This is a genomic window from Roseobacter insulae, assembly GCF_019375555.1.
GTDB lineage: Bacteria > Pseudomonadota > Alphaproteobacteria > Rhodobacterales > Rhodobacteraceae > Roseobacter > Roseobacter insulae.
This window is the reverse complement of record NZ_JAHXDN010000010.1, coordinates 49,742-72,620: the sequence shown is the minus strand read 5'-3', so window position 1 is coordinate 72,620 and position 22,879 is coordinate 49,742. Positions and strand designations below refer to the sequence as shown.

Annotated in this window: 37 protein-coding genes and 1 tRNA gene; 13 read left to right on the top strand and 25 right to left on the bottom strand. The window is 60.3% G+C overall.

Going from position 1 to position 22,879, the window contains the following annotated elements:
- Positions 1–26: 26 nt before the first annotated feature.
- The 23 genes from KX928_RS23340 to KX928_RS23230 all read right to left on the bottom strand — a co-directional run bounded on the left by KX928_RS23340 (position 27) and on the right by KX928_RS23230 (position 15,731).
- Entirely contained in the window at positions 27–485 is a 459-nt protein-coding gene (locus KX928_RS23340) for a hypothetical protein (RefSeq protein ID WP_219507846.1), read from the bottom strand.
- 74 nt (positions 486–559) lie between these two features.
- Positions 560–1,522, bottom strand: a complete 963-nt coding sequence (locus KX928_RS23335) for a phage capsid protein (protein ID WP_219507844.1) — start codon at positions 1,520–1,522, stop codon at positions 560–562.
- A 236-nt stretch (positions 1,523–1,758) separates the two neighbouring features.
- Positions 1,759–2,064, bottom strand: coding sequence for a hypothetical protein (locus KX928_RS23330; protein WP_219507842.1), 306 nt, complete (start codon positions 2,062–2,064; stop codon positions 1,759–1,761).
- Positions 2,064–2,243, bottom strand: coding sequence for a hypothetical protein (locus KX928_RS23325; RefSeq protein ID WP_219507840.1), 180 nt, complete (start codon positions 2,241–2,243; stop codon positions 2,064–2,066). Before KX928_RS23325 ends, KX928_RS23330 begins: the two co-directional genes overlap by 1 nt.
- Positions 2,244–2,467: 224 nt before the next feature.
- Positions 2,468–3,445: a hypothetical protein gene (locus KX928_RS23320; RefSeq protein ID WP_219507838.1), complete on the bottom strand. Its 978-nt coding sequence runs from the start codon at positions 3,443–3,445 to the stop codon at positions 2,468–2,470.
- A complete protein-coding gene (locus KX928_RS23315; protein WP_219507836.1) occupies positions 3,438–3,743 on the bottom strand; it encodes a hypothetical protein in 306 nt (101 codons plus the stop codon). Before KX928_RS23315 ends, KX928_RS23320 begins: the two co-directional genes overlap by 8 nt.
- Positions 3,740–5,389 (bottom strand): portal protein, encoded by a 1,650-nt coding sequence (locus tag KX928_RS23310; protein ID WP_219507834.1) that lies wholly within the window; start codon positions 5,387–5,389, stop codon positions 3,740–3,742. The genes KX928_RS23315 and KX928_RS23310 overlap by 4 nt, the downstream gene beginning before the upstream one ends.
- Entirely contained in the window at positions 5,386–5,583 is a 198-nt protein-coding gene (locus KX928_RS23305) for a hypothetical protein (protein ID WP_219507832.1), read from the bottom strand. The genes KX928_RS23310 and KX928_RS23305 overlap by 4 nt, the downstream gene beginning before the upstream one ends.
- Positions 5,574–6,104 (bottom strand): hypothetical protein, encoded by a 531-nt coding sequence (locus KX928_RS23300; RefSeq protein WP_219507829.1) that lies wholly within the window; start codon positions 6,102–6,104, stop codon positions 5,574–5,576. The genes KX928_RS23305 and KX928_RS23300 overlap by 10 nt, the downstream gene beginning before the upstream one ends.
- Complete coding sequence (locus tag KX928_RS23295) at positions 6,101–6,355, bottom strand: hypothetical protein (RefSeq protein ID WP_219507828.1); 255 nt, start codon at positions 6,353–6,355, stop codon at positions 6,101–6,103. Before KX928_RS23295 ends, KX928_RS23300 begins: the two co-directional genes overlap by 4 nt.
- Before the next feature lie 11 nt (positions 6,356–6,366).
- Positions 6,367–6,645, bottom strand: coding sequence for a hypothetical protein (locus KX928_RS23290; protein WP_219507826.1), 279 nt, complete (start codon positions 6,643–6,645; stop codon positions 6,367–6,369).
- A gap of 2 nt (positions 6,646–6,647) precedes the next feature.
- Positions 6,648–8,504 carry a hypothetical protein gene (locus tag KX928_RS23285; RefSeq protein WP_219507825.1) on the bottom strand — a complete coding sequence of 619 codons (1,857 nt, stop codon included), beginning with the start codon at positions 8,502–8,504 and terminating at the stop codon, positions 6,648–6,650.
- 154 nt (positions 8,505–8,658) lie between these two features.
- Entirely contained in the window at positions 8,659–9,330 is a 672-nt protein-coding gene (locus KX928_RS23280) for a hypothetical protein (RefSeq protein WP_219507822.1), read from the bottom strand.
- Between the two features lie 443 nt (positions 9,331–9,773).
- A complete protein-coding gene (locus KX928_RS23275) occupies positions 9,774–11,699 on the bottom strand; it encodes a hypothetical protein (protein WP_219507820.1) in 1,926 nt (641 codons plus the stop codon).
- Positions 11,692–12,153 carry a hypothetical protein gene (locus tag KX928_RS23270; RefSeq protein WP_219507818.1) on the bottom strand — a complete coding sequence of 154 codons (462 nt, stop codon included), beginning with the start codon at positions 12,151–12,153 and terminating at the stop codon, positions 11,692–11,694. The genes KX928_RS23275 and KX928_RS23270 overlap by 8 nt, the downstream gene beginning before the upstream one ends.
- Positions 12,150–12,404, bottom strand: coding sequence for a hypothetical protein (locus tag KX928_RS23265; RefSeq protein ID WP_219507815.1), 255 nt, complete (start codon positions 12,402–12,404; stop codon positions 12,150–12,152). The genes KX928_RS23270 and KX928_RS23265 overlap by 4 nt, the downstream gene beginning before the upstream one ends.
- Before the next feature lie 58 nt (positions 12,405–12,462).
- Positions 12,463–12,618, bottom strand: a complete 156-nt coding sequence (locus KX928_RS23260) for a hypothetical protein (RefSeq protein ID WP_219507812.1) — start codon at positions 12,616–12,618, stop codon at positions 12,463–12,465.
- Between the two features lie 63 nt (positions 12,619–12,681).
- The gene (locus KX928_RS23255) at positions 12,682–13,851 is read right to left on the bottom strand and encodes a DUF7146 domain-containing protein (protein ID WP_219507810.1); all 1,170 of its coding nucleotides are present in this window, start codon (positions 13,849–13,851) and stop codon (positions 12,682–12,684) included.
- Positions 13,852–13,854: 3 nt separating this feature from the next.
- On the bottom strand, positions 13,855–14,178 hold the full coding sequence (locus KX928_RS23250; protein WP_219507808.1) for a hypothetical protein: 324 nt from the start codon (positions 14,176–14,178) through the stop codon (positions 13,855–13,857).
- Positions 14,179–14,198: 20 nt separating this feature from the next.
- Complete coding sequence (locus tag KX928_RS23245; RefSeq protein ID WP_219507806.1) at positions 14,199–14,645, bottom strand: hypothetical protein; 447 nt, start codon at positions 14,643–14,645, stop codon at positions 14,199–14,201.
- On the bottom strand, positions 14,632–14,985 hold the full coding sequence (locus KX928_RS23240) for a hypothetical protein (RefSeq protein WP_219507804.1): 354 nt from the start codon (positions 14,983–14,985) through the stop codon (positions 14,632–14,634). The genes KX928_RS23245 and KX928_RS23240 overlap by 14 nt, the downstream gene beginning before the upstream one ends.
- The gene (locus KX928_RS23235; RefSeq protein WP_219507802.1) at positions 14,978–15,280 is read right to left on the bottom strand and encodes a hypothetical protein; all 303 of its coding nucleotides are present in this window, start codon (positions 15,278–15,280) and stop codon (positions 14,978–14,980) included. The genes KX928_RS23240 and KX928_RS23235 overlap by 8 nt, the downstream gene beginning before the upstream one ends.
- Positions 15,281–15,416: 136 nt before the next feature.
- Entirely contained in the window at positions 15,417–15,731 is a 315-nt protein-coding gene (locus KX928_RS23230; RefSeq protein ID WP_219507800.1) for a hypothetical protein, read from the bottom strand.
- 96 nt (positions 15,732–15,827) lie between these two features.
- On the opposite strand from KX928_RS23230, the gene KX928_RS23225 reads away from it, so the two are divergent.
- The 12 genes from KX928_RS23225 to KX928_RS23170 all read left to right on the top strand — a co-directional run bounded on the left by KX928_RS23225 (position 15,828) and on the right by KX928_RS23170 (position 20,939).
- Positions 15,828–16,445 carry a helix-turn-helix domain-containing protein gene (locus KX928_RS23225; RefSeq protein ID WP_219507798.1) on the top strand — a complete coding sequence of 206 codons (618 nt, stop codon included), beginning with the start codon at positions 15,828–15,830 and terminating at the stop codon, positions 16,443–16,445.
- Positions 16,446–16,792: 347 nt separating this feature from the next.
- Complete coding sequence (locus KX928_RS23220) at positions 16,793–17,053, top strand: hypothetical protein (RefSeq protein WP_219507796.1); 261 nt, start codon at positions 16,793–16,795, stop codon at positions 17,051–17,053.
- Positions 17,046–17,303, top strand: coding sequence for a hypothetical protein (locus tag KX928_RS23215; RefSeq protein ID WP_219507795.1), 258 nt, complete (start codon positions 17,046–17,048; stop codon positions 17,301–17,303). Before KX928_RS23220 ends, KX928_RS23215 begins: the two co-directional genes overlap by 8 nt.
- Positions 17,304–17,399: 96 nt before the next feature.
- Positions 17,400–17,666, top strand: a complete 267-nt coding sequence (locus KX928_RS23210; protein WP_219507793.1) for a hypothetical protein — start codon at positions 17,400–17,402, stop codon at positions 17,664–17,666.
- A 9-nt stretch (positions 17,667–17,675) separates the two neighbouring features.
- Positions 17,676–17,942, top strand: coding sequence for a hypothetical protein (locus KX928_RS23205; RefSeq protein ID WP_219507791.1), 267 nt, complete (start codon positions 17,676–17,678; stop codon positions 17,940–17,942).
- 11 nt (positions 17,943–17,953) lie between these two features.
- On the top strand, positions 17,954–18,283 hold the full coding sequence (locus tag KX928_RS23200; RefSeq protein WP_219507789.1) for a hypothetical protein: 330 nt from the start codon (positions 17,954–17,956) through the stop codon (positions 18,281–18,283).
- Positions 18,280–18,465, top strand: coding sequence for a hypothetical protein (locus tag KX928_RS23195; RefSeq protein WP_219507786.1), 186 nt, complete (start codon positions 18,280–18,282; stop codon positions 18,463–18,465). Before KX928_RS23200 ends, KX928_RS23195 begins: the two co-directional genes overlap by 4 nt.
- Positions 18,462–18,734 (top strand): hypothetical protein, encoded by a 273-nt coding sequence (locus tag KX928_RS23190; RefSeq protein WP_219507784.1) that lies wholly within the window; start codon positions 18,462–18,464, stop codon positions 18,732–18,734. The genes KX928_RS23195 and KX928_RS23190 overlap by 4 nt, the downstream gene beginning before the upstream one ends.
- Positions 18,722–18,979 (top strand): helix-turn-helix transcriptional regulator, encoded by a 258-nt coding sequence (locus KX928_RS23185; protein WP_219507782.1) that lies wholly within the window; start codon positions 18,722–18,724, stop codon positions 18,977–18,979. Before KX928_RS23190 ends, KX928_RS23185 begins: the two co-directional genes overlap by 13 nt.
- On the top strand, positions 18,976–20,121 hold the full coding sequence (locus KX928_RS23180; protein WP_219507780.1) for a site-specific integrase: 1,146 nt from the start codon (positions 18,976–18,978) through the stop codon (positions 20,119–20,121). The genes KX928_RS23185 and KX928_RS23180 overlap by 4 nt, the downstream gene beginning before the upstream one ends.
- Positions 20,122–20,248: 127 nt before the next feature.
- On the top strand, positions 20,249–20,503 hold the full coding sequence (locus tag KX928_RS23175) for a hypothetical protein (RefSeq protein WP_219507778.1): 255 nt from the start codon (positions 20,249–20,251) through the stop codon (positions 20,501–20,503).
- Between the two features lie 7 nt (positions 20,504–20,510).
- Positions 20,511–20,939 carry a hypothetical protein gene (locus KX928_RS23170; RefSeq protein WP_219507776.1) on the top strand — a complete coding sequence of 143 codons (429 nt, stop codon included), beginning with the start codon at positions 20,511–20,513 and terminating at the stop codon, positions 20,937–20,939.
- 13 nt (positions 20,940–20,952) lie between these two features.
- Here KX928_RS23170 and KX928_RS23165 read toward each other — a convergent pair.
- Positions 20,953–21,028: transfer RNA gene (locus KX928_RS23165), tRNA-Thr, on the bottom strand.
- Positions 21,029–21,155: 127 nt separating this feature from the next.
- Between KX928_RS23165 and KX928_RS23160 the strand changes: the two genes are divergently transcribed.
- The gene (locus tag KX928_RS23160; protein WP_219507774.1) at positions 21,156–22,031 is read left to right on the top strand and encodes a hypothetical protein; all 876 of its coding nucleotides are present in this window, start codon (positions 21,156–21,158) and stop codon (positions 22,029–22,031) included.
- Position 22,032: 1 nt separating this feature from the next.
- Here the strand turns inward: KX928_RS23160 and KX928_RS23155 are convergent, their stop codons facing one another.
- Positions 22,033–22,821, bottom strand: coding sequence for a HalD/BesD family halogenase (locus KX928_RS23155; protein ID WP_219507772.1), 789 nt, complete (start codon positions 22,819–22,821; stop codon positions 22,033–22,035).
- Between the last annotated feature and the right edge of the window lie 58 nt (positions 22,822–22,879).

Sequence of the window (22,879 nt, the reverse complement as noted above, 5' to 3'; positions counted from 1 at the left end):
GTTCAGACGATCACGCGGCTGCGCGATCAGTGGGTCAGATAGGCGATCTGGAAGGGCATCGACCCCGCGCCGGTGGCGTCGGCCTCTGCGTGCGCCCAGAGAGCGATCTTGGTTTGCGGGTCTTTGGCCAGTCCAAGGATCTGCCAGAATGCAACGCCGTGATTTGCATCGCCCTGTGCGACCGGCACATGAATGGCGCCCGCACTTTTCAGCACATCGACCAGCGCGTCGGTGTCGGTTTCCGTGCCGATTACCACCTGGGCAAATCCCCAGTTTTCGACATCGAAAAACGTGTCCGGCAGCAACAGCGCGCTGGACGGGATTTCGACCAGCTTGTATTTCGACGTGTTGTTGTCGCTGGCGAGATTGGAAACGGTGCCCGTCGCATAGACCGGGCGGCCGCGGATCACCTGCGGATCCGCAGGCGCATAGTCAGTATCCGAAGGATCGCTGACCAGGTTGGATTTACCAGATACGATTGCCATGATGTTTGTCCTCTCGTGGCATGGGATGGGGTGGGTCAGGCCGGCGCACCGGCCTGACGGATCAGGTCAGCCGGTCAGGCGGCCTCGGTGCAGCGCGCGACAACGACGCCCTTGTCCTGCACACGCACCGCGTCCAGGTAGGCCGACACATAGGTGTAGGGCAGTTTCTTGGCGGCTGTGTCGTTCCAAATGTCGCCTTCGACACCCTGCCATTCGCCGCCCACGATGTTGGACTTGCCCCAGAAGGCGCACAGGCGGTCACCGTTGCTGTCATAGGGGATGCGGTTGGACACCAGCCAGGTGAAGCCCAGCAGCTTCGTCGGTTTGCCATCGACCAGCTGATCGACGGTAAAGGCGTTGATGTTCAGCTTGGTCTGCTCGGCGATCGCAATCAGATCGTCCACCTGATCCGGCGAGATCAGCGCGCACATGGGATCCATGTTTTGCGGGTCCAACCCAAATTCCGCCTTGTTCAGCAGAAGTTTCGCCTTGCGCAGCTTGTCCATGGTCAGGCCGGTGGCGCTGCCACCTCCGCCGATCTTGTAATTCGCCGCGACATACTGCCCGGCCGGCAGGCTGGATTTGGTGCCGGGGCGCTTGCCCTCCTGGGCGTAACCCAGAATGCCGCCGCCGGTGATCTTAAAAGTGCCGTCCGCGGCCTTTGAAATCCCAAGCAGACGGTCATAGTAACCGCGTTCGACCGCGGCGACGTTGTTGCGCATGTACTCCGATGTCGGATCCCGCGCCAGATCGAATTTGTCGGCCGTGTCGATATAGGTGCCGCGCTCGATCGCCTTGGGCCGGGTCAGCCAGCGGCGGCTCAGCTCGTTGCGGTTGTCCGGGTTGCGGCGGTCGTAATCGTCCGCCTCGTGGTAATCGGCCTCGCCGATCAGCTCGGACGCGGTCTGCGCCACCCCGGATGCCGGCACGATCGTGACCATATCCCGGATCGGGTTGCGCAGCTGCTGCGCCACCATCTGCACATCCGCGGCGTACTGGTCAACGTGGTGCTGCTCTACGTTCTGTTGATAGGACATCTGCCCCTCCTTCGAAAATCAACAAGTTTTGTGAATTTTCGGAGGGGTCGCCCGGAGATCCGGACCCGCACCTGAGCCTTGCGTGGCCTAAGCGTACAGCTTTCCTGTCAGCACCGGACCCTCTGCAGGGTCGCCCGGATTGAATGGCTGCGATTTCATCCTGATATTTTGCGACAAGTCAAGAAAAAAGGACCACATGTAGCGGTCCCTTTTTGCCGTGTCGCAGGATTTTGGGCTTATCGCGGTCTAAAGGGAGTATCCCCTCTAATTACACCTAGCGGATTTAAAACTACTCGGGAAACGATCTCCCAACCCGGATCGGGCAGCGCTCCCGGCTTAACAAGCTCAATTGGTTTCCCCATAAGCTCCATCGGCGCGCCTGCTTTGAGCGGGAAATTGAAAAGGACCTGTCTGTCGGTGGAAATTTGAGAAAACATTTCGTCAGCTACATCAGCGCATATTCTTATTTCTGTGATCTCCAGCGCGTCGTTTTTTAGAATTTCTAACCACTTTTCCCGGATTTGGTTCAATATGTCTGTCATCAGTATCGGTTCTCCCTTTCAGGTTCCGGCTCAAACGGCCGTTCGATCGACACGCCCCGCACGTCCAGTTCCTCCAGCAGCTCCGTCCACATGTCGGCAAACGTTGCGCCATCGCGGCGTTCCTGCAGCGCTTCCCACTTGCGGCGAACCTGAAAAGGCAGTGTGCGGGGCAGTTTCATGAAATCCTCCTATCTGTCTGTCACGGCGCGGCCAGTGCGACCACATTTTTTGCAGTAGACCACAGACCCCTTGACGCTTGAGTATTCACCGCGGTTATCATTGTTTTGGCAACATGATTTTGCCATCTTTCTCTCCTTTGCTGTGAGCGTCTGGCGAATAGACCGACCACCGAGGTGGTGGCGTCTTCCTTAGCCTGCACCTTCCGTGGCAGGAATCAGGTTGATCAACTGGACGCGATTTTCTGCAGCCGGTCCATGATTGGTTTCAGGCGGTTCATTTCATTGCGGTCCTGCTTGGCAGTAGCCTTGTACCATTCCCCTTCTGCCGACCGCATGCGTGCCAGCTCCGCGCGCGCCTCAGCGGGCGATTGCCCCAGGCTGTTGTTGCCCTCGCCCAGATTGAAATCCGTGCCTTCCGACATTGCCTGACCCACCGCATCGAACATGCGGATCACCTTGGCGTCGCCCGCTTTCTTGCCCAGCACTTCGCTGATCCAACCCATATCCTCCGGGCTCATGCCGGCCAGTTCCGCAACCGCCGATGCCGTCTGTGCCGCCCGCGCGATCCGCGGTTCTGTCTGCTCCCCCCAGTCCTTGCTCAGCTCGCCGAGCATTTCGGTAACCGCCTGTGCCTCGGCTTCCTCCGCCGATTTGTTCAGGCTGACGATGTGTTCGGCGAACAGCTCCGTCATGCGGTTCAGGGCCGGGCCTGTCATGCCTTCCTCGTAGGCGATGGACCGGGCCTTACCTTCCAGGTCATCATCCCATTTTTGATCCTTCGGCCAGCTTTCGGGCTTTTTCAGATCGTATTTGTCGGGCGCTTCCGGAATACCCAGATCCTCGCCGTGCTGGCGCAGCCACTCGGCAATCTTGCCGCGTTCTTCGGGCTTTTCGATCAGGCGATCCGCCGGCTTGCCGAACTTCCGGGTGGCGGCGGCTTCCATATCCGCCAGCTTGGCCACCGCGTCCAGCGGGTCATCCACGGTCAGCCCCCGCGCGGTCAGCATGGTTTTGTGATCGTCGGAAAACTTGTCGCTTTCCCACCATTTTCCGGCACCGCCATCGCCACCATCACCGGCGGCTGCCGCAGCGGCAGCGGCCGCAGCGGCATCATCTGCCGTCCCACCATCACCGCCACCCCCATCGCCACCTTCGGCGTTCCAGACAGGGCGGGGAAAAACGTTGTTCAGAAATTTATTCATTGGTCAGCTCCAGTATTTCGTTGATGTCGTGGGGTGTGATTTTTCCCAGGGCCAGCAGTTTTACGGCCAGATCGCGCTGGCCGCATTCGAAACTCAGCCGTGCGGGATCGACAGGGCCGAGATCGGCCTGCCGCGGGTCGAGCGCGATGGGCAGCTGGCAAATGCCGCCCAACGCGATGATGTCATGCGCCAGCTCGGGCTGATCGCGGAACGCCCTGGCCCACCGACGGACCATCGCGCGGGATGCCCCCGGATAGCTTCTGGCAAACCCCTGCAGGGCACCTTTCCAAAGGCTCATGGCAGCACCTGCGCCATATCCACGCCAGCCGCCGCCGCGTCCTTGGCGATGCCGGCGCCGGCCTCCAGCTGCGCCAGCTGCTCGGCCTGCTGCTGCCGCTCCGCACGCGCCTGCGCCATCGCGTCGGCCTCGTCACGCGACCGCAGCATCTTGGCCGGCAGGGATGCGGTAGCATCATGCAGGCTTTCGATCAGCGCGTCGGGGTCGATCCGGTCCGCATAGCGCGGGTTCAGCTGCATCAGGGGGTTCAGATCCGCGATGAATGCCCGGATCGCAATACCCTCGCTGGCCTGCATCGCCATGGTGGCCGCTGATTGGTACTTCACCTGCAGCCCCATGCCAGGCGGCAACCCTTCGGGTGGCGGCGGCAGCTGACCGGCCCGCCAGAGCAGCTTGAAACGCCGCTCCACCTTGCGCGCGCCATATTCCTCCATGATCCGGTCCGCATGCGGGGCCCAGTTGCGCAGCTTGGCTTCCTCCATGATCCGCACTTCGTCGTTGGTGATCCCTGTGCGCCCGTTCAGCGACATCAGCGTGTAATGGAACGCCTCCTTGATCGCCTCGACCTTGGCGCGTTTTTCATCGATCGTCAGGCCGATGCTCGTATTGGTCTGTGCCCGTTTCAGGACCTCCTGACCGTTGATCGTGGTGCCCCCATAGACAACCTCACCCGGCCGCATGCGTCCGTTCAGCGGCAACACCTCCCGGTCCGGCGCCAGCCAGGGCGGATCCGCCGCAAACTGCGCGGCCTTGAGCGTGGCGCGCTCCATCAGGTCATTGGTCCGCGCGCTGGCCAGCGCGATAAAGCCGGGCCCGGTGCCATAGGTGTGGCCGCTGTCCACGTCCCAGCGCGGGAAATACACCGGCATGTCGTTATAGCCTTTGACGCGCACCAGCGTTTCTTCCATTTCGCACGCCGTGTGCGAAAGCCACCGCTTGCCGCCCGGTCCGATGCGCCCGGTGCGGAAATCTGTGTTTTTCAGGATGTGCGTGTAGAAAACCACTTTTGTGTGATCGCCCTTCTGGGCCATTTCCACCAGTTTGACCGGCAGCATTTCCGGCTTGAAAATGCCGATCGCCATGGCGCCGGACAGCCGGTATTTGCGCACCGCCTCGACCACACGCCCATGCGCATCGATGCTCACCACAACCTCGGCCAGCGACATGGTGACGTCGACAAACTTGCGGTCCAGATCGTCCATTTCGTCATAGCCCGCCGCCTGCCCAAAGGCCGAAATGTCGGAATATGCCTGGAAGGTCGACGGGTAGAAACTGGCAACCGATGGCGCAAAGCTGTTCAGCACCCGCCGGGTCACGATGTCGTTCCATTCCGCCATCGGCTGCCAGTTGTTCAGATCCGGGTCCGGCGTCTGCAGGCCCGCCCAGCGGTTCGCCGGGTTGGTGATCCCCGCATAGATGCCCGACGCAAAGGCCGATGCCGCCATGATCGGTTCGGACGAAAGCGGCTTTTCATGCACGCGGGTGGTCGGGTCGGATCGTTTGAACCCGCCCCGCTGGGGCCGGATCAGCCGGGCAATGTCTTCCCAGTCCTGCTCATGCCGGCCACGCTCGGATTTCAATTCGCCCCAGCGCCTTATGGCCGCCTGGGCGCGCGGCTCTTTTTCAAGGATCGCTGCGGTTTTCACGATGTCGCCCCCAGCTGGGCCTTGGCGGGGATGCCGATGGCGCTTGTCAGCACCGTTGCCGCCGCCCCGCGACGTTTACGCAGGCGCGCCTCGGCGTCTGCCGTCTGCGTGGCCTCAGTGTTGTCCGTGGATGCGATCGCCTGGGGGGCAATTGCGCTGGATGCCGCCGATTTTGGCGCTTTGATCAGGCACATTTTGGATCGTCCTTCTTGCTCGATTGAGGGGACACCATTGCCATCTGGCAAAAGGTGATGTTGCCCGACAGGCCAAATCCTGGCATGTCAGTTTCCTTGTGAAACCCCAGCAGTTGCAGGAACCTCTGCGCCGTTGGATGTCTCTGCAGGCACCGGCACTCGATCCGGTGAATGCCCAGCTCGGCCATGACGGCCGGCAGACGCTGGCGGATGATCACACCCGCCTGCGCCAGTGATTTCGCATATCGGCCGTGATCACGCGCCAGCAACGCGGCCTGCGCCACCCCCGCTTGCCCGGTGTGCGCCAGCGCCAGCACCGCAAAGGGCGTTTGGGTCGCCCCCTGGGTCAGAACATGGCTCACAACATGGGCATGCCGCGCGCCGTACCACTCAGCGAACAGGCTGAGGTGATCGGCTTGCGACCCGCGCACTGCCTGCGCCTCGATCAGATCCCAGGGATCCAGATCGCGGAAAACAGCCATGGCCGCATGCGGGGAGAGGGGCAGGACGCCGATGGTCATTTTGGTTCGTCCAAATTGATAATGCTGACCACCCTTTTACCCTGCAAAATCACAACCATGTTTTCGGGCAGGTTTTGATTTAGACGGACAGGGATCCCGCCGAATGTCCAACTGTCAAAAGCACTGGCAGGAACGGTGAGTGGCGCCCCTTGATCTAAAAGCGCACCCCGAAACTTGATCATGCTGCCCACCTGAATGTCCGTAGGTGGCGGAGGCCCCACCCGCCGCCTGGCTTCGCGCAGCATATCCATGGTTAAAACACTCACGCCGCCGCCACCCGCAGGGTGCGCCGCGCCGCATTGGCCCAGTTTTCAATCGCACCGGCCCTGCCACCGCGCGCACCGGCTTCCAGGTTACCGATTTTCAGGTAATGCCGGCCCTCGCTGGTTGTTCGGAATTTCGCCTTGAATGTTTCCGTCAGCTCGGCCGCAAGCGCCGCGGGGGATGTGCCGGGCCGCGCGGCGATGAAATCGACCGCCTCGCGCAGCATATCCAGTTTCGGCTTGGCCTTCGCCTTTGATTTGGTGGGTGTTTTCGCCATTTTCAGTCTCCATAGGGGTTGAGGATGTCGTACCTGGTGTTCAGGCCAGGCTGACCTTTCAGGTTGCCGGGGTGGGGTGGTCGCGCGGATCCGCGCTGCCCTGGAGCCCCCGGAAAGCTCTGCGGGCTGGTTCCGTCTGCACGGTGTTCGCTTAAGGTCAGGTACTGCAGCGCGTCATGCACGTTTGCTTCGGTAAACTGCTTGTTGGGAACCTTTCGCTTATCTCCATTTTTGTCGATTTCTTCCGCCCAAACATAACGGGCCTCAAAGCCTCGGATCAGGAATTTGCAGCTGGGATCTATCAACAGGCCGGGCTGGCCCCGCTCAACTGGGGCATCCAGCATCGCTCTGACGGCCTCCAGACGGGGCTGGATCCGGTTCGTGCCTATGCGTTGCGGCCGCACGGAAAAACCTGCTGTCCGCCCAACAAGTAAATTCCATGTCGAATTTTCGTCTGCGGCAGTGCTGGATCCGTGCTCCCCGGCCATGTCACCTAAACCAAATTCAACGCGGTGATTTGGGAATTTTTCATCCAGCAGATCTGCTAACAACTTACCGAACGCCACCGCCATCAGCCGTTTTTTTGGCATGTGCAGTTCTGCATAAATCCGCCACCTGTGCGTTGGCATGTATTGAGCGATCACAGCCGCACCCTTGAAGCCTTGATCTAAACCGATGCGCAATGGAATGCGTGGTTCCGGCACAAGGGGTTCATCTGATACATGAATGCGGGAATTGTATTCATCTTCCCAAACAGGGTCGCCTACTTTCAGATAGGTGATCTTGTTCCGCACCAACCGCTTGATCATATCGCCGCGACCAGCCAGCTTCATTGAAGCGATTTGGCGCGGGTAGTAGCTGGGCGATAGGTTTTGAGTGTTTTCGCACCCCTCCTCGCCATAGCCAGGCTGGTTGTAGAACTGGATAACTATTGGATCCACACCATCAGGCAATTCTGCTGACAGTTGTTCTCCCATAGTTATTCGCTGTTCCTCGTCGTGGAACACCGTAAAGGTCCAGTTGTCTTCATCCGGTGCATTGAAATCGCCCACGATCTGGCCATAGCTCTGCAGATTGATCGGCAGTCCGGCAAAGTGCTCGCGCGCCGGATAACGGTCGATCCGGCCAATGCCCACGGTCAGGATTTCCACCGGCATCGTGTCCATTTCGTTCAGAACGATGTCCGTGGTCTGCACACCGCGCATTGAGGCGATGATGTCGTCGCCAAAGGCCATGAACTCGGCCGTGAACTCGATCGGGCCGTATTCATCCTCGAACCGGATCACATGTGTGACGGGATCGCCGCGGCCACCGGACCAGGTGCCCATCCCCTTGGGGAAGGTTTCTAGATAACTCGGAATGGTTGTGGACCACAACTGCCGGTAGGTTTCGCGAATGAAGAGGACTTTGTAACGGCGAATTCCGGCGACTTCGTACCCTTGGTCTCGATAGCTGGTCGCTTCCGCCTTCGAGATTGGCTGCCAGAAGCCGTTGACCAAGGCGTACAGTTCGGACATGGAACGTGGCATCATTACGGCGCGCCGGAGCCGCGATTTCATCAACGTGGTGGTCTTGCCAGATCCGACAGGCCCTTGGATGCCCACCACATCGTCATCGCTCCAATAGAATGCCTCCGCCTTCGGGCCAGGGAACGAAATTTCTGAACTGATGTCAGGGAGGTTGTCAGCGGGATTTTCGACCTCTAGGATCGACAGTGCCTCTTTCGCAGATAATGCCTCCCAATTCGCAATGTCCGCGCCATCTGTGCCCGCACCCACGTCGCCTCCTTGCCCCTCATGGGCAGTTGAGCGGATCAACCACCCCCCACCCCATTGGCCAGTTGCAAGGTTCAGCGCCATTTTTGAGCCTCGTTCGCCTGAAAGTTGTATGGGGTCGGACAGGGGGGCATACAGGCAGGGGGAGGGGTCCCCCCCCGGGGGGTCGCGGCTGCGATCGGCTGTGCGGGCAACTGATTTTCGATCAGTAGGCGCGTAAGCGATTTTCCCTGCGTTTTCATGGCTTTACCTCATCCGTCCGGATTTCACTTTCCGGATTGTCGGCATCCGATCTTGTAACCCCTTGTTTTTGCTGCATTTCATCGGCCACGTCCGCAGGCACCATCCGATGCGCCACTTTGCCCTCTACCACGCGCGCATCGGCGCCTGGCTGGCTGGGCATCGCGGGCATGATCACCGTGGTCTGCTGGTTCACCTGGACATCGGGGCTGGCCTTCGGCGTGCCGTAGGGCAGCAGCGCCTCAGACGCGCGCAGCAGGATCGTGTAGAGCGATTTGAACAGCTCGACCTTCTGCGTGGGCGTGGGCAGCATGCGCTGGCCGTCCTTCTTGCCGCCTTGCCACTTCGCGTTCTGGAACGCCCAGGCCAGCACCTGCTCAGTCTGGTTCATCGCCTGCACGATCGCCGGATCGCGGCTGTTCAGCCCGGCCATCTGCGCCAGCATGTCCTCGGGCATCTGGTGCCCATTGGCCGCCAGCCACTCGCGCATCTGGCTGCTGCCCTTGTTCTGTGCGCCCTTCGGACGGCCCACTGCCTTGCCTTCGCCCGGCTCGGCGGCCTCGCTCACGTCCGGCAGGAACGTCAGCTGATCATTCAGGTCGCGTGCGTCCTCGATCCGCTTCGCAGCATCCCGTGCCAGATCCTCGAACGAGTTTTTGGGCTTCGCCACGCTAAAAACCCCCTTTTTTAAGTGTTTTCAGGTGGTTAGGCATGACCACAACGGTGCCCACAACGCCCACAACGGCAAAAAAGCCAAGCGTTGTGGGCTGTGTTGTGGTCTTTTCTTTATATCTTTCAAGGGGATAGAGGTAAGGCACAACGCCACAACGGTAAAACGTATGTTTACACGTGCGCGCGCATGCGCGCATGCACATACGTGAGGAAACCCGGTTTTGGCGTTGTGGCGTTGTGGGTGGACTGCAACCGCTTGATATTACAGCGGAAAAGCCCACAACGGGGGGCACAACGGTGGATATTCTGACCGTTGTGGCGTTGTGGCCCTGACCCATGTGGAATGGCCCACGTCGCGCGTAAATAATGGCATCCAAGCGGGTCAGGGGGAAGCGGAAAGAGTGGCGCGATTTCAATGGGTTGCGTTGGTCCATGATGAGATTACCCGAAATCGTCTACGTCTGAGGTAGGTTTGCGGCCCGCTGGAGCGTCCGCAACGGTGGCTGCGTCCATTGGCAGGCTGCTTAGACCGGGAATTGATGACAGGGGCACCAATTGGCCGCGGGATGGAATACCGGCAAGCGTCAAGGGGTTGGGGGCAGGCTTCGCCCCAGGGATCCGGCTGGCCGATTGCGACCACGCGCCACCGGCAAATTCCGTGCCCTTGAACAGATCCAGCAGGCCTTGGATCTTTTTATTGGCGATGAATAGCAGCGGATCGGCCTTGGTGCCGGCAACCCGCAGTCCAAAGCGTGCCAGCTTCTCGTTGGCCCGTTTCTGACGCTCCCTCGCGTCCACATCGTCATAGCTGCTGTCACCGCTCAGCTGCGCGACAAGACTTTTGGGCGCACCTGGCAGGTTCGCCGCCGCAAGGATCCACTGCGCTACCGTGTAGTGATCGCCACGGCTCCAGGGCTCCAGCGGTTGCCCCATCAAATGCAAAACCATCGCATCGGCGTCGTTCATGGTGTCTTCGCGCCCGGCGCTGGCGACAAAGGCGATCTTCTTGGCCCAGCTGGAGGTGGTGCCCTCGTCTGGCATGGCCTCCTGCATCGCCATGTCCGCCATTGCCAGCACGGTTGACCAGTTGTCAGCATCGCGGCCCATGACGCCGTTGACCTCCAGTTCATGCCGCCAGATGGACAGGCGTTCGGGCCAGGTCTCCCAGCGCTGCATCAGCAGCTGCTTGAGCTTCTCGCCGCGGCTGCGCCAGGTGCGCGGCTGCAGGTTCAGCTTGGCAATACCCTCGTCGAGTGGTTTCAGTTCCAGGCGGATCAGGCGTTGCACATCCTGTGTCTTCATCACGCCCGGGATCAGGATCGAGGAAAACAGGAAGGCGGAATAGACCTTGCCGCCAACGCCAGACTGATCCGCGGATCCCCGGAACCATTCGCCGCCGGACGCGGCCACGCGCGCCAGGGCAATGATGTCTTTCTCCTTTGTGGATCGCTCGTCACCGGGCTCCAGCTCGTCCACCGCGACCGGCAGGCTGGATTGTCCGATTTTGGATGTGATGCCGGATTTGGTGGCGTCCGTGGTCTGGATCAGCCCGTCATCGCCATGCAGCAGCTTGATCAGCTTTTGCAGCTCGGACTTGCCGGCGCCGGCTGGCGCCAGCAGCCAGAACACCGGCCGCCAGTCCAGCGCCCCGCACAACATCTGCACGCAGATCATGCCCAGGGCGACAAAGGGGTGCACATCCGGCACCGTCCAGTTCCAGGTTTCCAGCGTGCGCATGATCTCGGGCACCGGATCGGTGGGCGTGTCGCTTTCACCAGGGTGCGGGATCGGCGGCCTTGCGGGGTATATCTTGCCCGCCAGGCGGCCGGGTTTGTGCTTTTCGCCCTTGTAGTAGATCACATCGCCGGTGTGATAGATCAGGTTGCCATCGTCATCCGTCCAGGCGCCCACGTCGCGCACGGAATTGTCCGGATTGAACGGGCCAAGCTCCCCCACCGCGGTATACATGGCCATCCCGGCCTTGTAGGCGTCGAAGCGGCCGGGCTTGCGCACGAACTCGCCGCTGTCTTCCTTCTTCCACTCGGCAAAATTGTAGCAAAGCTGCCCAATGGCGTGCCCGAAGAGGGACATCGCCACATGACCGTCCAGCTTTTTGGCCTTGCGCATCTGCCCGCTGGCGTCGAGGAAATAGTGATAATCGCCGTTGATCCCCAACGGCGTCACCGGGCAGTCGTCAAAGATCTCGCCCTTCTTGCGCCCTGGCGCGCCGCCGCGGCCGCCGCCTGTCGGTTTTGGCGGCTGGACCGGGGGTTTGGACCCACCGTCAGCCGGGGGCATTTCCGGTGCATTGTCCAGCGCATCCCGGATCTCTTCGGTGGTGGGGGCGGATCCGTAGCCGTTATCCATGCGTTGGCACCTTGGCGATCACTTCGATCCACCACCACGCCTCGTCATTTTGTTCTGCCGGCCCGGTGAATGGCTTTTTGACAGGTTTGCCATTGCAGGGGTCGCAGAATACTTCGCCGCCGATCGCAACGACGCAATGATTAACGCCGCGCGTCCCCATCCCCGTGATGATTGTTGGGATTTCGGGAGAAAGATGGCACAGCGAAAACATGACGTCGCGAAAGGGCGTGTCGGCACCATAGATCACCTGAAAAACGCCCAATCCTTGCGGTGCCAGCCAATTTCTCAGGCCAGTCGTTCCGCTTACATCGTCGGGGTTGCCGTCACAGAAGTGCGGCACTTCTGCGGGATCCAATCCCATCACCATGGCGACGCAGGTGCGGTAGCAGTCCCCAAATTTGCCATTTTCAGGATCGTGGTTGATCAGTTGCTTTCGACGGACAAGCGCACTCATATTGCCACCGGCTCAACGTCGCGGATCATCGCCACCACATCGTTCAGGTGGTTTTCCGATCGCAGCTGGTAGCACAACACATGCCCAAAGTCCGGATCCGGGGGCAGGGACCAGTTCCAACCCTGTGCATACCGCTCCTGCAGCACACCCTCACTGATGTCCCCCACGTCAGAATAGACGCGCAGGTACGTGCCAGGCTCCAGCGGACAATCGCCGCCCGTGTGATCGATCAGCGGGCCCCATTTGGTCATTGCACCGCAGCCTTCTCACGGTCTGCAGGAAGCCTGACATTAATTTGCAAAGCCTGCTTTAGGATTGCCATCCCACGGGGACGACGAACCCGGTAGCGCAGCACTCGATCACCAGGCCGACCCAAGGAACAGCAAAAATACCAGTGCCAACCGGAATTGTCGTGTCCACATGCTTGTCCAGCATCGACGCCACCGTCGGCGTGTTCTGTTTCACACCACTCAAGGCTTTTTAGCGGGCATCCTTGCCCGTCATGTTCAATCCATGGTCCCCAGCTGCTCACGCTGCCCCCTTGTCAGTTTGCGCGGCGCGCAGGGCATCGTTCAGATCCTTGCCGCCCCATTGGTTTTGGAAAAGACGCACGGCGCGGCCGGCGTCCTGGTGTTTCTTAACGGCGCGCCTCAGCGCGTCGCGGGCGGTGTCGTTGTCGTCCAGATCTGCCACGATCGTCACGGCCGTGACGCAGGCGGGCAGGTCAATCGATCCAAGATTGCTCAGCGAATAGGCTGCCAATACACGCGCATCCGGTTTCAGGAAGGCCGCACTGAGCGCGTCCTCGATGCCCTCGGTGATCAGGACGTGCTGGCCGGGTGCTGCGTCTTTCAGGCTACACGGCTTGCCGCCGCGCGGCCCCAGGCCCTTCCATATCTGGATCCAGCTGCCCGGCCGCCAGCCCAGCACCTTTTTCGGCTGCATGATCGGCGCCTTGTCCCACGATCCATCTGAATTGCGCTGCAGATAGGTCCGGTGGATCCCGGCGGGCTTGCCTGCCTTGTCGGTAAACAGGGCGACCATGGCGGCATATTTGCCATCCTCATACTCGCCCGTCTTGTCGTCTGTGTGTTGGTAATAGCACTCCGGCACGTAGCGGATGACACCCGGCTGGCGTGGCAGATCGGCAAGATTGATGCCGCGCGTGTCGCGCAAATAGTGATGCACAGGGGTGTCGCGCAGCTGCTGTTGCCCGGACAGATAAATTGCCAAACCTTGTTTTTCGCGTTTGGAACGCTTTTCGCGATCCGCCTGGTCCGCGTCCTGGCGCTGGCGCTTCAATTCGGCCGCGCGCTGCTCCTGGCGCCGGCGTTCCTCTGGGCTGAGCGTGCGCAACCCCAGAAAGGCGCGCGCCTCGGTCAAAGCCCCGCGCATGTCGCACCCGCAGCTCAACGCGATCAGGTCCAGAATGTCGCCAGTGGCAAAATCCGCGCTGGATCTGGAACCTGGAAGCGGCGACATGGCAAAATCGGCCCAGCGACCCGCACCGGATCCGCTCATGGTGACGCAGAACGAACCCACCGACCTGTCCGGCCGGCCGGGGTTCAACGTGTAATATTTGCCAAAGGTGGTGTGCGAACCGGGTGCAGCCGGCGCGTAACGATCAACCACCTGATCGATCCGCGCCAGCAGCATATCCTTGATCTGTTCAAGGCTGTATGTGTCCCGGTCGGTCATGGCTCACGCGGCGTCGTAGGTTGCCGCGAAGATCTCGGGCTTGCAGGGGTAGATCTCACCCGCAACGCCGCGGATGATCCAGTCGCCGGGGTTGGCGCAATGGATGCCTTCCAGCGTGCCGATGTAAAGAAACGATCCACAGCGACACACCTCGTTTTCGCGCAGCTCGCCGCTGGCAGGCTCGGCACTTACTTCGCGAACGAGGCCGGGGAACCAGCCGGGGCAACTGCCCTTGATCACCTTGCCGTTGGCGATCACATCGCCGACCAGATTGCCATCGTAATAGGCGGCGTCGATCACCACGGGCTTTTTGCGGAATTTGGCCATTAGGAAACTTCCTTTTTGGATTACATGTCCATGATGGATTTGCCCGAGCCGATTTTGGCGATAGGCGGCCGCGCCCACTCGGGCAGTTTGAGAACAACCTCACCAATGCGGGGCGCGTGAGCCAACGGCATTTGCTTGGCCGGACGCTTGCCAGGCGCCAGGTGGCACCAAGGGGCCATTTGGGTAACAGCGCTCCCGCGTGCGTGGATCTTGATAGGCAGCCCATCGGCATCATCCACTGTGCCCAGTTTGATGCCCAGCAGGTGGCTCTTGCCTTTGTCGTCGCAAAGGGTCAGCACAAACGTGTCTTTGTCCGGATCAAGAGTGCGGCCAAAACGCTCCAGCTGTGCGTCGGCAACAATGCTGATCTTCACGAATTGTCCGGCGGTCACTTCGCCTTGGGAAATCGAGATGCCGGATCCGGCGGGCTTTGAGCCGTCGAACGGCAGGATTTTAAGTTGAGGCACTTTGAACTTCCTTCTCTGCAGGTTGGGGTTGCTGCGCCTGGAACACCTCCCAGGACCGCGCCGCGCGCCACCGGGCGAAATCCGTCAGCGCGCGCTTAGCGTCGTAGTATTCCCCGCCGCTCCAGCAGTCGGCCTCGATGTTTTCGACGTACATCCGCGCCGGCGCGATCATCGGTTCAATGATCGGATGATCTTGGGTTACATGCGGCAACACGTCGCGCAGGATGGCGGCGTGCATCTTCATGTCTTCCGGCCGCTTGTGGATCTCGAACACGAAGATCTGGAGCGTGAAAATCAGCGTCTGATCGGCTGCGGTGACAGGATCCCATTTCTCAGCCATTGATGTCTTTCCTCCGGGCCCAGTCGTCTTCGGGGATGCCGGCGTTGTTGGCCTCGTCCACGCCGAAGCGCAGCAGCGTGCCCAGGTCGGCCAGCTGCTCGGGGTCCTGGCGGACCAGCGGGTATTGCGTGGCAAAGCGGGTGATCGCGCGAAACAGCGGATCATCGCTGTTCAGCGCCTCTTCGGTGCGGCCCAGCAGATCGTCTACATCGGCCTGGGTCAGGGTGTTGGCGATGGCCTGCCCGGATACCCCGAAGGCGGCAAAGCGCACGGCCAGTTTGGGATCATAGGGCATGGCAGGGCTCCGGGAATAAAGGAGGCCGCAGGATCGGGACAGATCCTGCAGCCAGGTGGCCCGCGCGGTCAGTGGGTCCGAGGCTGGTCACTTCCGGGAAGTCTGCGGGCTGGGAGTATGACGGGGCCATGGCAGATCACTCCGCCGCCAGTTTGTTCAGGCCGGGCAGCTTGGCCAGACCCTGCGCGCGCATCTGATCCAGCAGGGCATGCACTTCCTCGATCGAGGCACCCCAGATCAGGTGTTCGGCAGTCAGCGGGATGTCATGCCGGCGGCAGAATTTCAGCATTTTGCGGTTTGCGCGTGGCGGCAGATCGCCTGGATCGCGCCACTGCGAACCGTTTCGCCAGGCATAGGCGGCCTTTTCGTTCTGGCCGGCGATTTTGCCCAGCTCTTTCAGCGGCGCAACAAGGCGTTCGCATACTTCCAGTGGTGTAAGGTGGCTACTCATGACGCAAGATGTAGATGCCAAAGCTAATAATTGGCAACTACTTTTTTCGAAAAAACTAACGTGCAATGTTAGTCTGCGGTGCCTACCTACGGAAGAATGGACGATAAGTGGTTTAAACAGCAGCAAAAAAAGGTCGGCGTTACCGCCGAAGATATTGCTAACGAAATGGGCCGGACCCGTTCTGTCGTTTCTCACATTTATACTGGTCAGCAGAAAATGAGCCTCGAGTGGGCCAAAGCCTTTGCTAAGGTTTTGCAGGTCCCATTGGACGAAGTGCTCAAAAAGGCCGGTGTTTTAGGGGCGGAGGCCGAAAGGCCCCCGGTTCGTGGGTTTTCCGACGGAGACGCCCGGCCGTGGACAGGTAAGCCTGGCGCCCGCGAGGATGTAGATCAAAAAGCGCGAGCTTTCGGTGGTGGCAAGGCAGGAATAGATGTCTGGACAGTGAGTACTGAAGTCATGTCCTTGGGGGGGTATCTTTCCGGGGATTATATTCTAGTCGATACCCATCAAAGTGAGCGATGCAGGGCAGGCGACATAGTGATTGCGCAGAAATATGACTGGCAGACTGGTAGTGCAACGACACTGCTTAGGCGATATGAGCCGCCAGTTTTGGTTTCTGCAAGTGCATCTGTACGGGAGCAGCGAGTGACGGTAGTCGACGGCCAAAACGTTGTAATAAAGGGTAAAGTGATCGCCAGCTGGCGCGGCGGTTAGTTGTGAACCTCTCTCCAAGCGAACGCAAAATCCACGATTCCATTGCAAAGATGTGGTATCAGAGACTGCTGGCCGGCTGTATCCTTGGGCCGATCATCCCCTTTTATCCAATATGGTCATGGCTTGTAGACGTTTCTGGCCCAGAAGGCGCTGCACTTCTGGCAGTTGGCGTACAGCTGGCCCTTTGTGTTTTGGTTCCTGATCCTGTTTCGGATCGAATTGCTGATCGAAAAATTAGGAAACTGCGATCAATCCAAAGTAAAAAAGATACTTAAGCTAATAATTTTAGTTGACAGTGTAGGGTAGCCACTACTAACTCTGAGGCGAGAACAGCTTTGGAGTACGCAATGCTTGCGAATAACCCCCTGACATTACCGAATTCGACGGCGGGCCAGATTTCCGATGCCGCCCTGGCGCATATGGTGCAGGTCGGCCTCGATGCGCAGATCCACGACCAGATGGACACCGCGGGCGGTTGCCTGATGGTGCTGACCTACGCGCAGGTCTGCCGCGAACTGCAGCAGCGCCGCGCCGCCATGGCACGCATGGGGCTGACCGGCCCCAACGACCACCTGCGAATTCTGGTCCAGGGCCCGGCCAATGGCTGACCATTTCGGCTTTCCGCTTGTCGATGCGCCGGCGCAGGATGATCTGCGCATCCGGACAATGACCGACGACGAAAAACGCGGCTTCCGTTTTGCCTGCCAGACCATGGAACTTTGGGGCGCCCAGATCGAACGCAACGCCGCGGGGCTGGCCGGTCTGGATGAACGGGTCTCACTCGATCAGCAGATGAAATCAAGTGCGCGCATGCTGCAGGGCTGCGCCACCGCGATGGAGCGCACGCTGGGGCGCTGACACGATCAACCGGGGGGCTGCCGGCCGACACACTCACCACCCCCGAACCTAACCCCACCGGCGCAGGGCAGCGCGCCGGCAAGAGGATCCGAGCATATGAACCAGAAAATGAAACTGCGCATTGCATTCCGCGAAGAGGGCACGATGTGGAACGCCTATTGTGCGCAACCCGACACGATGAAAGGCGCTTTTCTGATCGGCTCAATCGGGATGGGAGTGGTGCGCTCAAACCCGGAGATTAAAGAGGCGTTCATGGCGCTGATGAATGCGGCGTTTCAAACAGCTGTTCTGCAAATGACTGGCGCAACTGTTGAGCGTGTCGATGTTCAGCCAGCGCCGGCGCACGAGCGCGGCAAGGCGTAGGGGCGGGCCATGAAGACGATCAAGGATCTGGGTGGCTTTCGCGTCGAACCAGTCGACAGTTTTTACACAACTCGAACCGTCGAAAACGGGCACGGCGGCAACAAGCCGCTGCCAGTGATCGACCTGCCGAACGAAAGCTCACTCACCGCATGGGTTCCACCACGAAAGGCGGTCAAGGCAATGCTTAGATCGCCACACGTCATTCAGCTCGTCCAGGCGCCCGATGGAAGCCTGTCGATGAGCATCATGCCCGTTGAATTAATGAAATCGAATTGAGAGGCAAAACAATGAGCGGATTTCAAAACAGTTCGAACATAGCCCGCGTTGATCGCATCCTGGAAGCGCTGCAGCTGATGGAGAAATCCGCAGCATCGAACCGCACAAGCACGGCAGAGTTTCGCCAGATGCTAACGCCGGTGATCGAGCGGCTGACCGCGATCGGGATCCTTGATGCCGGTGAAGGAGAGGCCCCAACGCAGACGGTCGAAGCCGCCTTGACAGCAGGCCAGCGTGCCGCCCTGCACCTGGCCAACCGCGCGTCCACCAGGGATTTGACTGCGGCACTGCTGGGCCGCCTTGAAACCCAGCAAGAGCTGTTGGAAAGGGCAGAGACATGACCACCACGCCCATCATCATTGCCTGGCTCGTAGGTGCGCTCATTGCGCTGGCTGCTGGATGGACCCTCAGCCGTGAACTGCGCCAGCGCGGCCGCGACCAGGACACGCCGGCGGAAACGCACAGTGACTTCGAAACCGCAATGCGCAATTGGACCCGCATGCAGGATGAGGCCGATCTATGAACGTCTCGCCCGTCACCGCACCCTGCGCCGAACCGTTCTATGTCGCCCAGACGTTCGAGCCGGAGCACCTGAAAGCCCCGCACCTGTGGTTCCAGGCGCAGCTGGCGGAAATCGATCTGGAGCGGGTGGGCTGGCACCGCATGACGGTGCGCGGCAGCAAACCGCGCGGCCTTCTGATTGAGGCGTGGGAAACCCGCCCCACGGCAGAAGGCGAACCCCGGTTTGCCTTCGCGGCCAATCCGTTGGGGGACGGCTTATGGCCTTTGTAGACAAGGAAGACGTTGCGCAGATCATCGGCCTGAACAGCGGCACGGCCTTCCTGCGGATCCGCGCAAGGCTGGAACAGGAGCATGATTTCCCCCTGCCGTTGCCCACCTGCCAGCGCCCGCTGCGCTGGCGTCGGGAGGAAGTGGCGGCATGGGTGACGTTGCAGGGCCGCACAGCCAGCGACCAGCCAGACCAGAAAGCACCCAGAACCCACATCGTACTCTTGAGGGAGGCCATGACCGCATGAGCAGCTGGAAACCCATCACCGAAAAAGTCACCAACCTGCGCCAGCGCCGGCGCGCCGATGGCTCGGTGCGCGTCTGGTGGGAAGCCACCGCCGATGCGCAGCGGCTGGGCTTTGAAACCGTCGATCTGGACGCCAACCGCCCCACCTGGTCCAAACGCGAAGCCGAACGCCTGAACCTGCAGCTGCAGCGCGCCCTAAACGGGACAGGCGCGGCCAGAGGGGCAGGCCAGCGCACCATCAGCGCCCTGATCCACATCTATCGCGGCTCACGGCACTTCAAGGATCGCAAACCCGCCACGCGGAAAAGCTACAACACGAACCTGAACGTGATCGAAGCCAAATGGGCGGATGCGCTGGTGATTGAATTCACCAAGCCGGTCATGGACGCCTGGTATGACACGCTGCGCGGGAAACACGGGGACAGCTATTCCAAATCCATCATGCTGATGATGTCGCGGCTGATGTCCTTCGCCGAAACCAAGGGCTGGCGTCCGGAGCAAAGCAACCCCTGCGCCCGGCTGGGCCTGAAATCCGCCGCCCCCGGAACGCGGTTTGCAACCTGGCCTGAATATGACCAGCTGCTGAAATCGGCCGATAAACTCGGCATGCCGGCGATGGCCTGCGCTATTGCCCTGTCCGCCCTGAACGGTGCCCGCCAGACAGACATTCGCGAAGCGCGGCTTGACGCTTTCAAATGGGTTCAGGTGCCCGGCACTAACGGCCGCCTGATCTGGGAATTCGTGCGCTCCAAGCGGGGCAACCACGGGATCGCAGCGGTGCACCAGCTGGCGGCCGGTCGCGTGCAGCAGCTGCTCGATGCCGCCACCAGCGGCCAGGTCACCCTGCTGGTCGATCACATCAGCAAGCGTCCCTACAATGTGCGCCTGTTCAACGCCCGCTGGCGCGAGATCCGCGCCCACGCCGCGAAGGCGGTGCCAACGGTGGCCACGCTTCAATTCAGGGATCTGCGCCGCACGTTCGGCGTCTGGGCCCGCGCCGGCGGCGCGATGCGCGAGGACATCGGCGACGTTCTGGGCAACTCGGCCGCGGTTGATCCCATCCTGGGTGAAACCTACATGCCGCCGCAATTCGACAGCGCCCTGCGCGCGATCGACGCGATCAAGCGGCCGGTGGATGATTGATCTGTTCGCCAGATGGAAGGCACTACCGCGCCCCTATTGGTGTCCGTTTTGCCAGGTGCCAGTCACCGAGTGGCATCAGCATTGGGGTGAACGGCGAAAATGGAAACCAAGATAGAAGGATCGCACCATGATGGAACCTGTCACAATCAAGTATTCCGAAGACAGCGCTACAGATATGCTTGTCCAAAAGCTGGCCATGGTGCGCACCGGCCTGCAGCTTTTGGGCACACATGCGCCCATCATAGATGAAGCGATCAGAAAGCTGAAAGAGCAGGACGCCATGCTGCAACTCTATCGTGACCAGACGCCGTACCAGGCCGGTCATAAGGATGGCTATGAAGCCGCCTTTGCAACCGGGCAGACTGGAAATCAGGGGAAGTGAAACAGCCATGACAAAGAAGCAATTACAGTCTGTAGCCGGCAAGATGGGATCTGCAAAAGCTGACCGCAGCTTTGAGCAGTTTCAACCAAAGGCGCAGCCGAACAAGGCCGCCCTTGCTACGCGTAAACCAAAAAGCGGATGGCTCAACGATCCGCGAAAGGAGCGTGAACGGGAAAAGATTGGCGGCGGCTTTTTCATTTTTCGCCGCGGCGGTCGCACGGGAAGGATCCGCCCCAGCAAGTGGCCTTTCGAGTATCGGAACCTGAAAGACGCCACCGATCGCGCGGACATACTGGCGCGCAGATTTCCGGGCGAAACTTTCATTGTTGTCGGAGAACTCGAAGCGGTGCATGTTAGCCCCGGTCCAACAGCGTCCGGGCCGGACGCACCCGGACGCCCGGACGGACGGAGAAAGGAGGAAAAGAAAAACGTTTAAAATCAGGGAATTATGGTGCCCCCACACGGACTCGAACCGCGGACCTACTGATTACAAATCAGTTGCTCTACCAGCTGAGCTATAGGGGCTCTGGGCGGTCGTTTAGTCAGTTTGCGCGCGCCGTGCAAGAGGGGAATTGATCTTTGTGTTTGGGTTTGAACACGACGTCATCCCAAGCTAGTTTGCCCCCACACAACTTCCGACGCTTGGAGCATTATGCAACTGGTTTTCCACACAGGAGCCCATTTCACAGAAGAAGAGCGATTGTTGAAGTGCCTGTTACGTAACAAGGAAGAACTCAGTGCGCGAGGGGTGTCGGTGCCGGGGCCGGGCAAGTACCGCAGGCTGCTGCGGCAGACCATGAGCGCTCTGGCCGAATCAGATGCTGCTGAAAACGCACGGGAAATCCTGCTGGATGCCATTCTCGATGATGAAACGGCGGACCGGGTCCTGTTGTCCAATGCGCATTTCTTCGGTGTGCCGAAAACGGCGGTGCGCAAGGGGCTGCTCTATCCCAGCGCGCCGGAGCGACTGGTGTATATGGCGAACATCTTCCGGGACGACCAGATCGAGCTCTTCATGGCGTTGCGCAATCCGGCGACGTTCTTGCCGGCCGCGTATGAAACCTCGCCGCAAGACGATCTGGCAAGTTTCATGGGCGGGGTTGATCCGCGCGCGGTGCGCTGGTCCGATACCTTGCTGCGCATTCGCGAAGCAGCGCCGGAGATCGCGATAACCGTCTGGTGCAATGAAGACGCGCCGCTGATCTGGTCGCAGATCATCCGGGAAATGGCCGGGTTCGACCATGGCGAAGAGATCATCGGAGGATTCGACCTGCTGCATGAAATCATGTTGCCCGAAGGAATGACCCGGTTCCGCGAGTATATGAAATCTCATCCCAACATGACGGAAATTCAGAAACGCCGGGTGATGGTCGCGTTCCTTGACAAATTCGCCATGGTTGAAGCCATCGAGGAGGAGTTGGACATGCCCGGCTGGACCGATGAACTGGTCGCCGAGATGACCCAGACCTACGACGAGGATGTGTTCGACATTGCGCGTATTCCAGGCGTGCAGCTGTTGTCGCCCTGAGCTATTCAGCCCTGCCGTAAAACCCGATCCGCTCTTCCCGCGTGAAGGTCACGCCCGGACGGTCGTAGTAGGTGAAAACCGCGATGATGCGGGGAACCTCCCCCTCCACCGGCGTCACGCGATGTGCCGTGTTCCTGCCCTTGAAGACATTAAGAGTGCCGGCTTCAGCCTTGAAGGATCTGACTTTTTCATCCTTTCCCCGCAGCAGGGCGGCAACCCCGTCGTAATTTGGGTCGTCTTGGGTCCGCAAATCCGAGCGATAAACGAAATCACCGCCGGCCAGGGGGGCCTGCAACAGCAAGGTGGTGGTGAACTGTGAGCGATCAAAGTGCCAGTTCAGCCCCCAGCCGTCGGGGTATCCCATCACATTGAACCGGGCGAGGGGATCGGGCATCGGATAGAGCGCCTGATGATCCATCGTGCGCGCGAGGAAATCCGCCAGCGGTCGCCAGGAATATATCGCGTCCACCGGCGTGCCGGCGCATTGGTCGGCACACAGGGTGAAATTTCGTGTCTCGACCTCGGCAAGGGCAGGGTGACCGGCGGGCAGCTCCGGCACCGGCCTGAAATAGATATTGTGGCGTCTGGCATGCGTAAAGGCGTGCTCTGCATTCAACCTGGGCGCCGCGAAGGCCACCGTTTCGGCAATCGCATCGGGCAACATGAAGCCTTCAAGGTTGAACATCCCGTCCTGCGCCAGATCCGCCTTGCAGCGGGCCACGAGGGCCGTGCAGGCTGGGCTGTCGGGCCGGTGCAGCGGATATCTTTCAAGATCGATGGCCGGGAACATGCGGTGGTCCTTTCTGTCTGGCAAAAAGGGAACGCCATGCCCGGCGCCGCGTCAATAA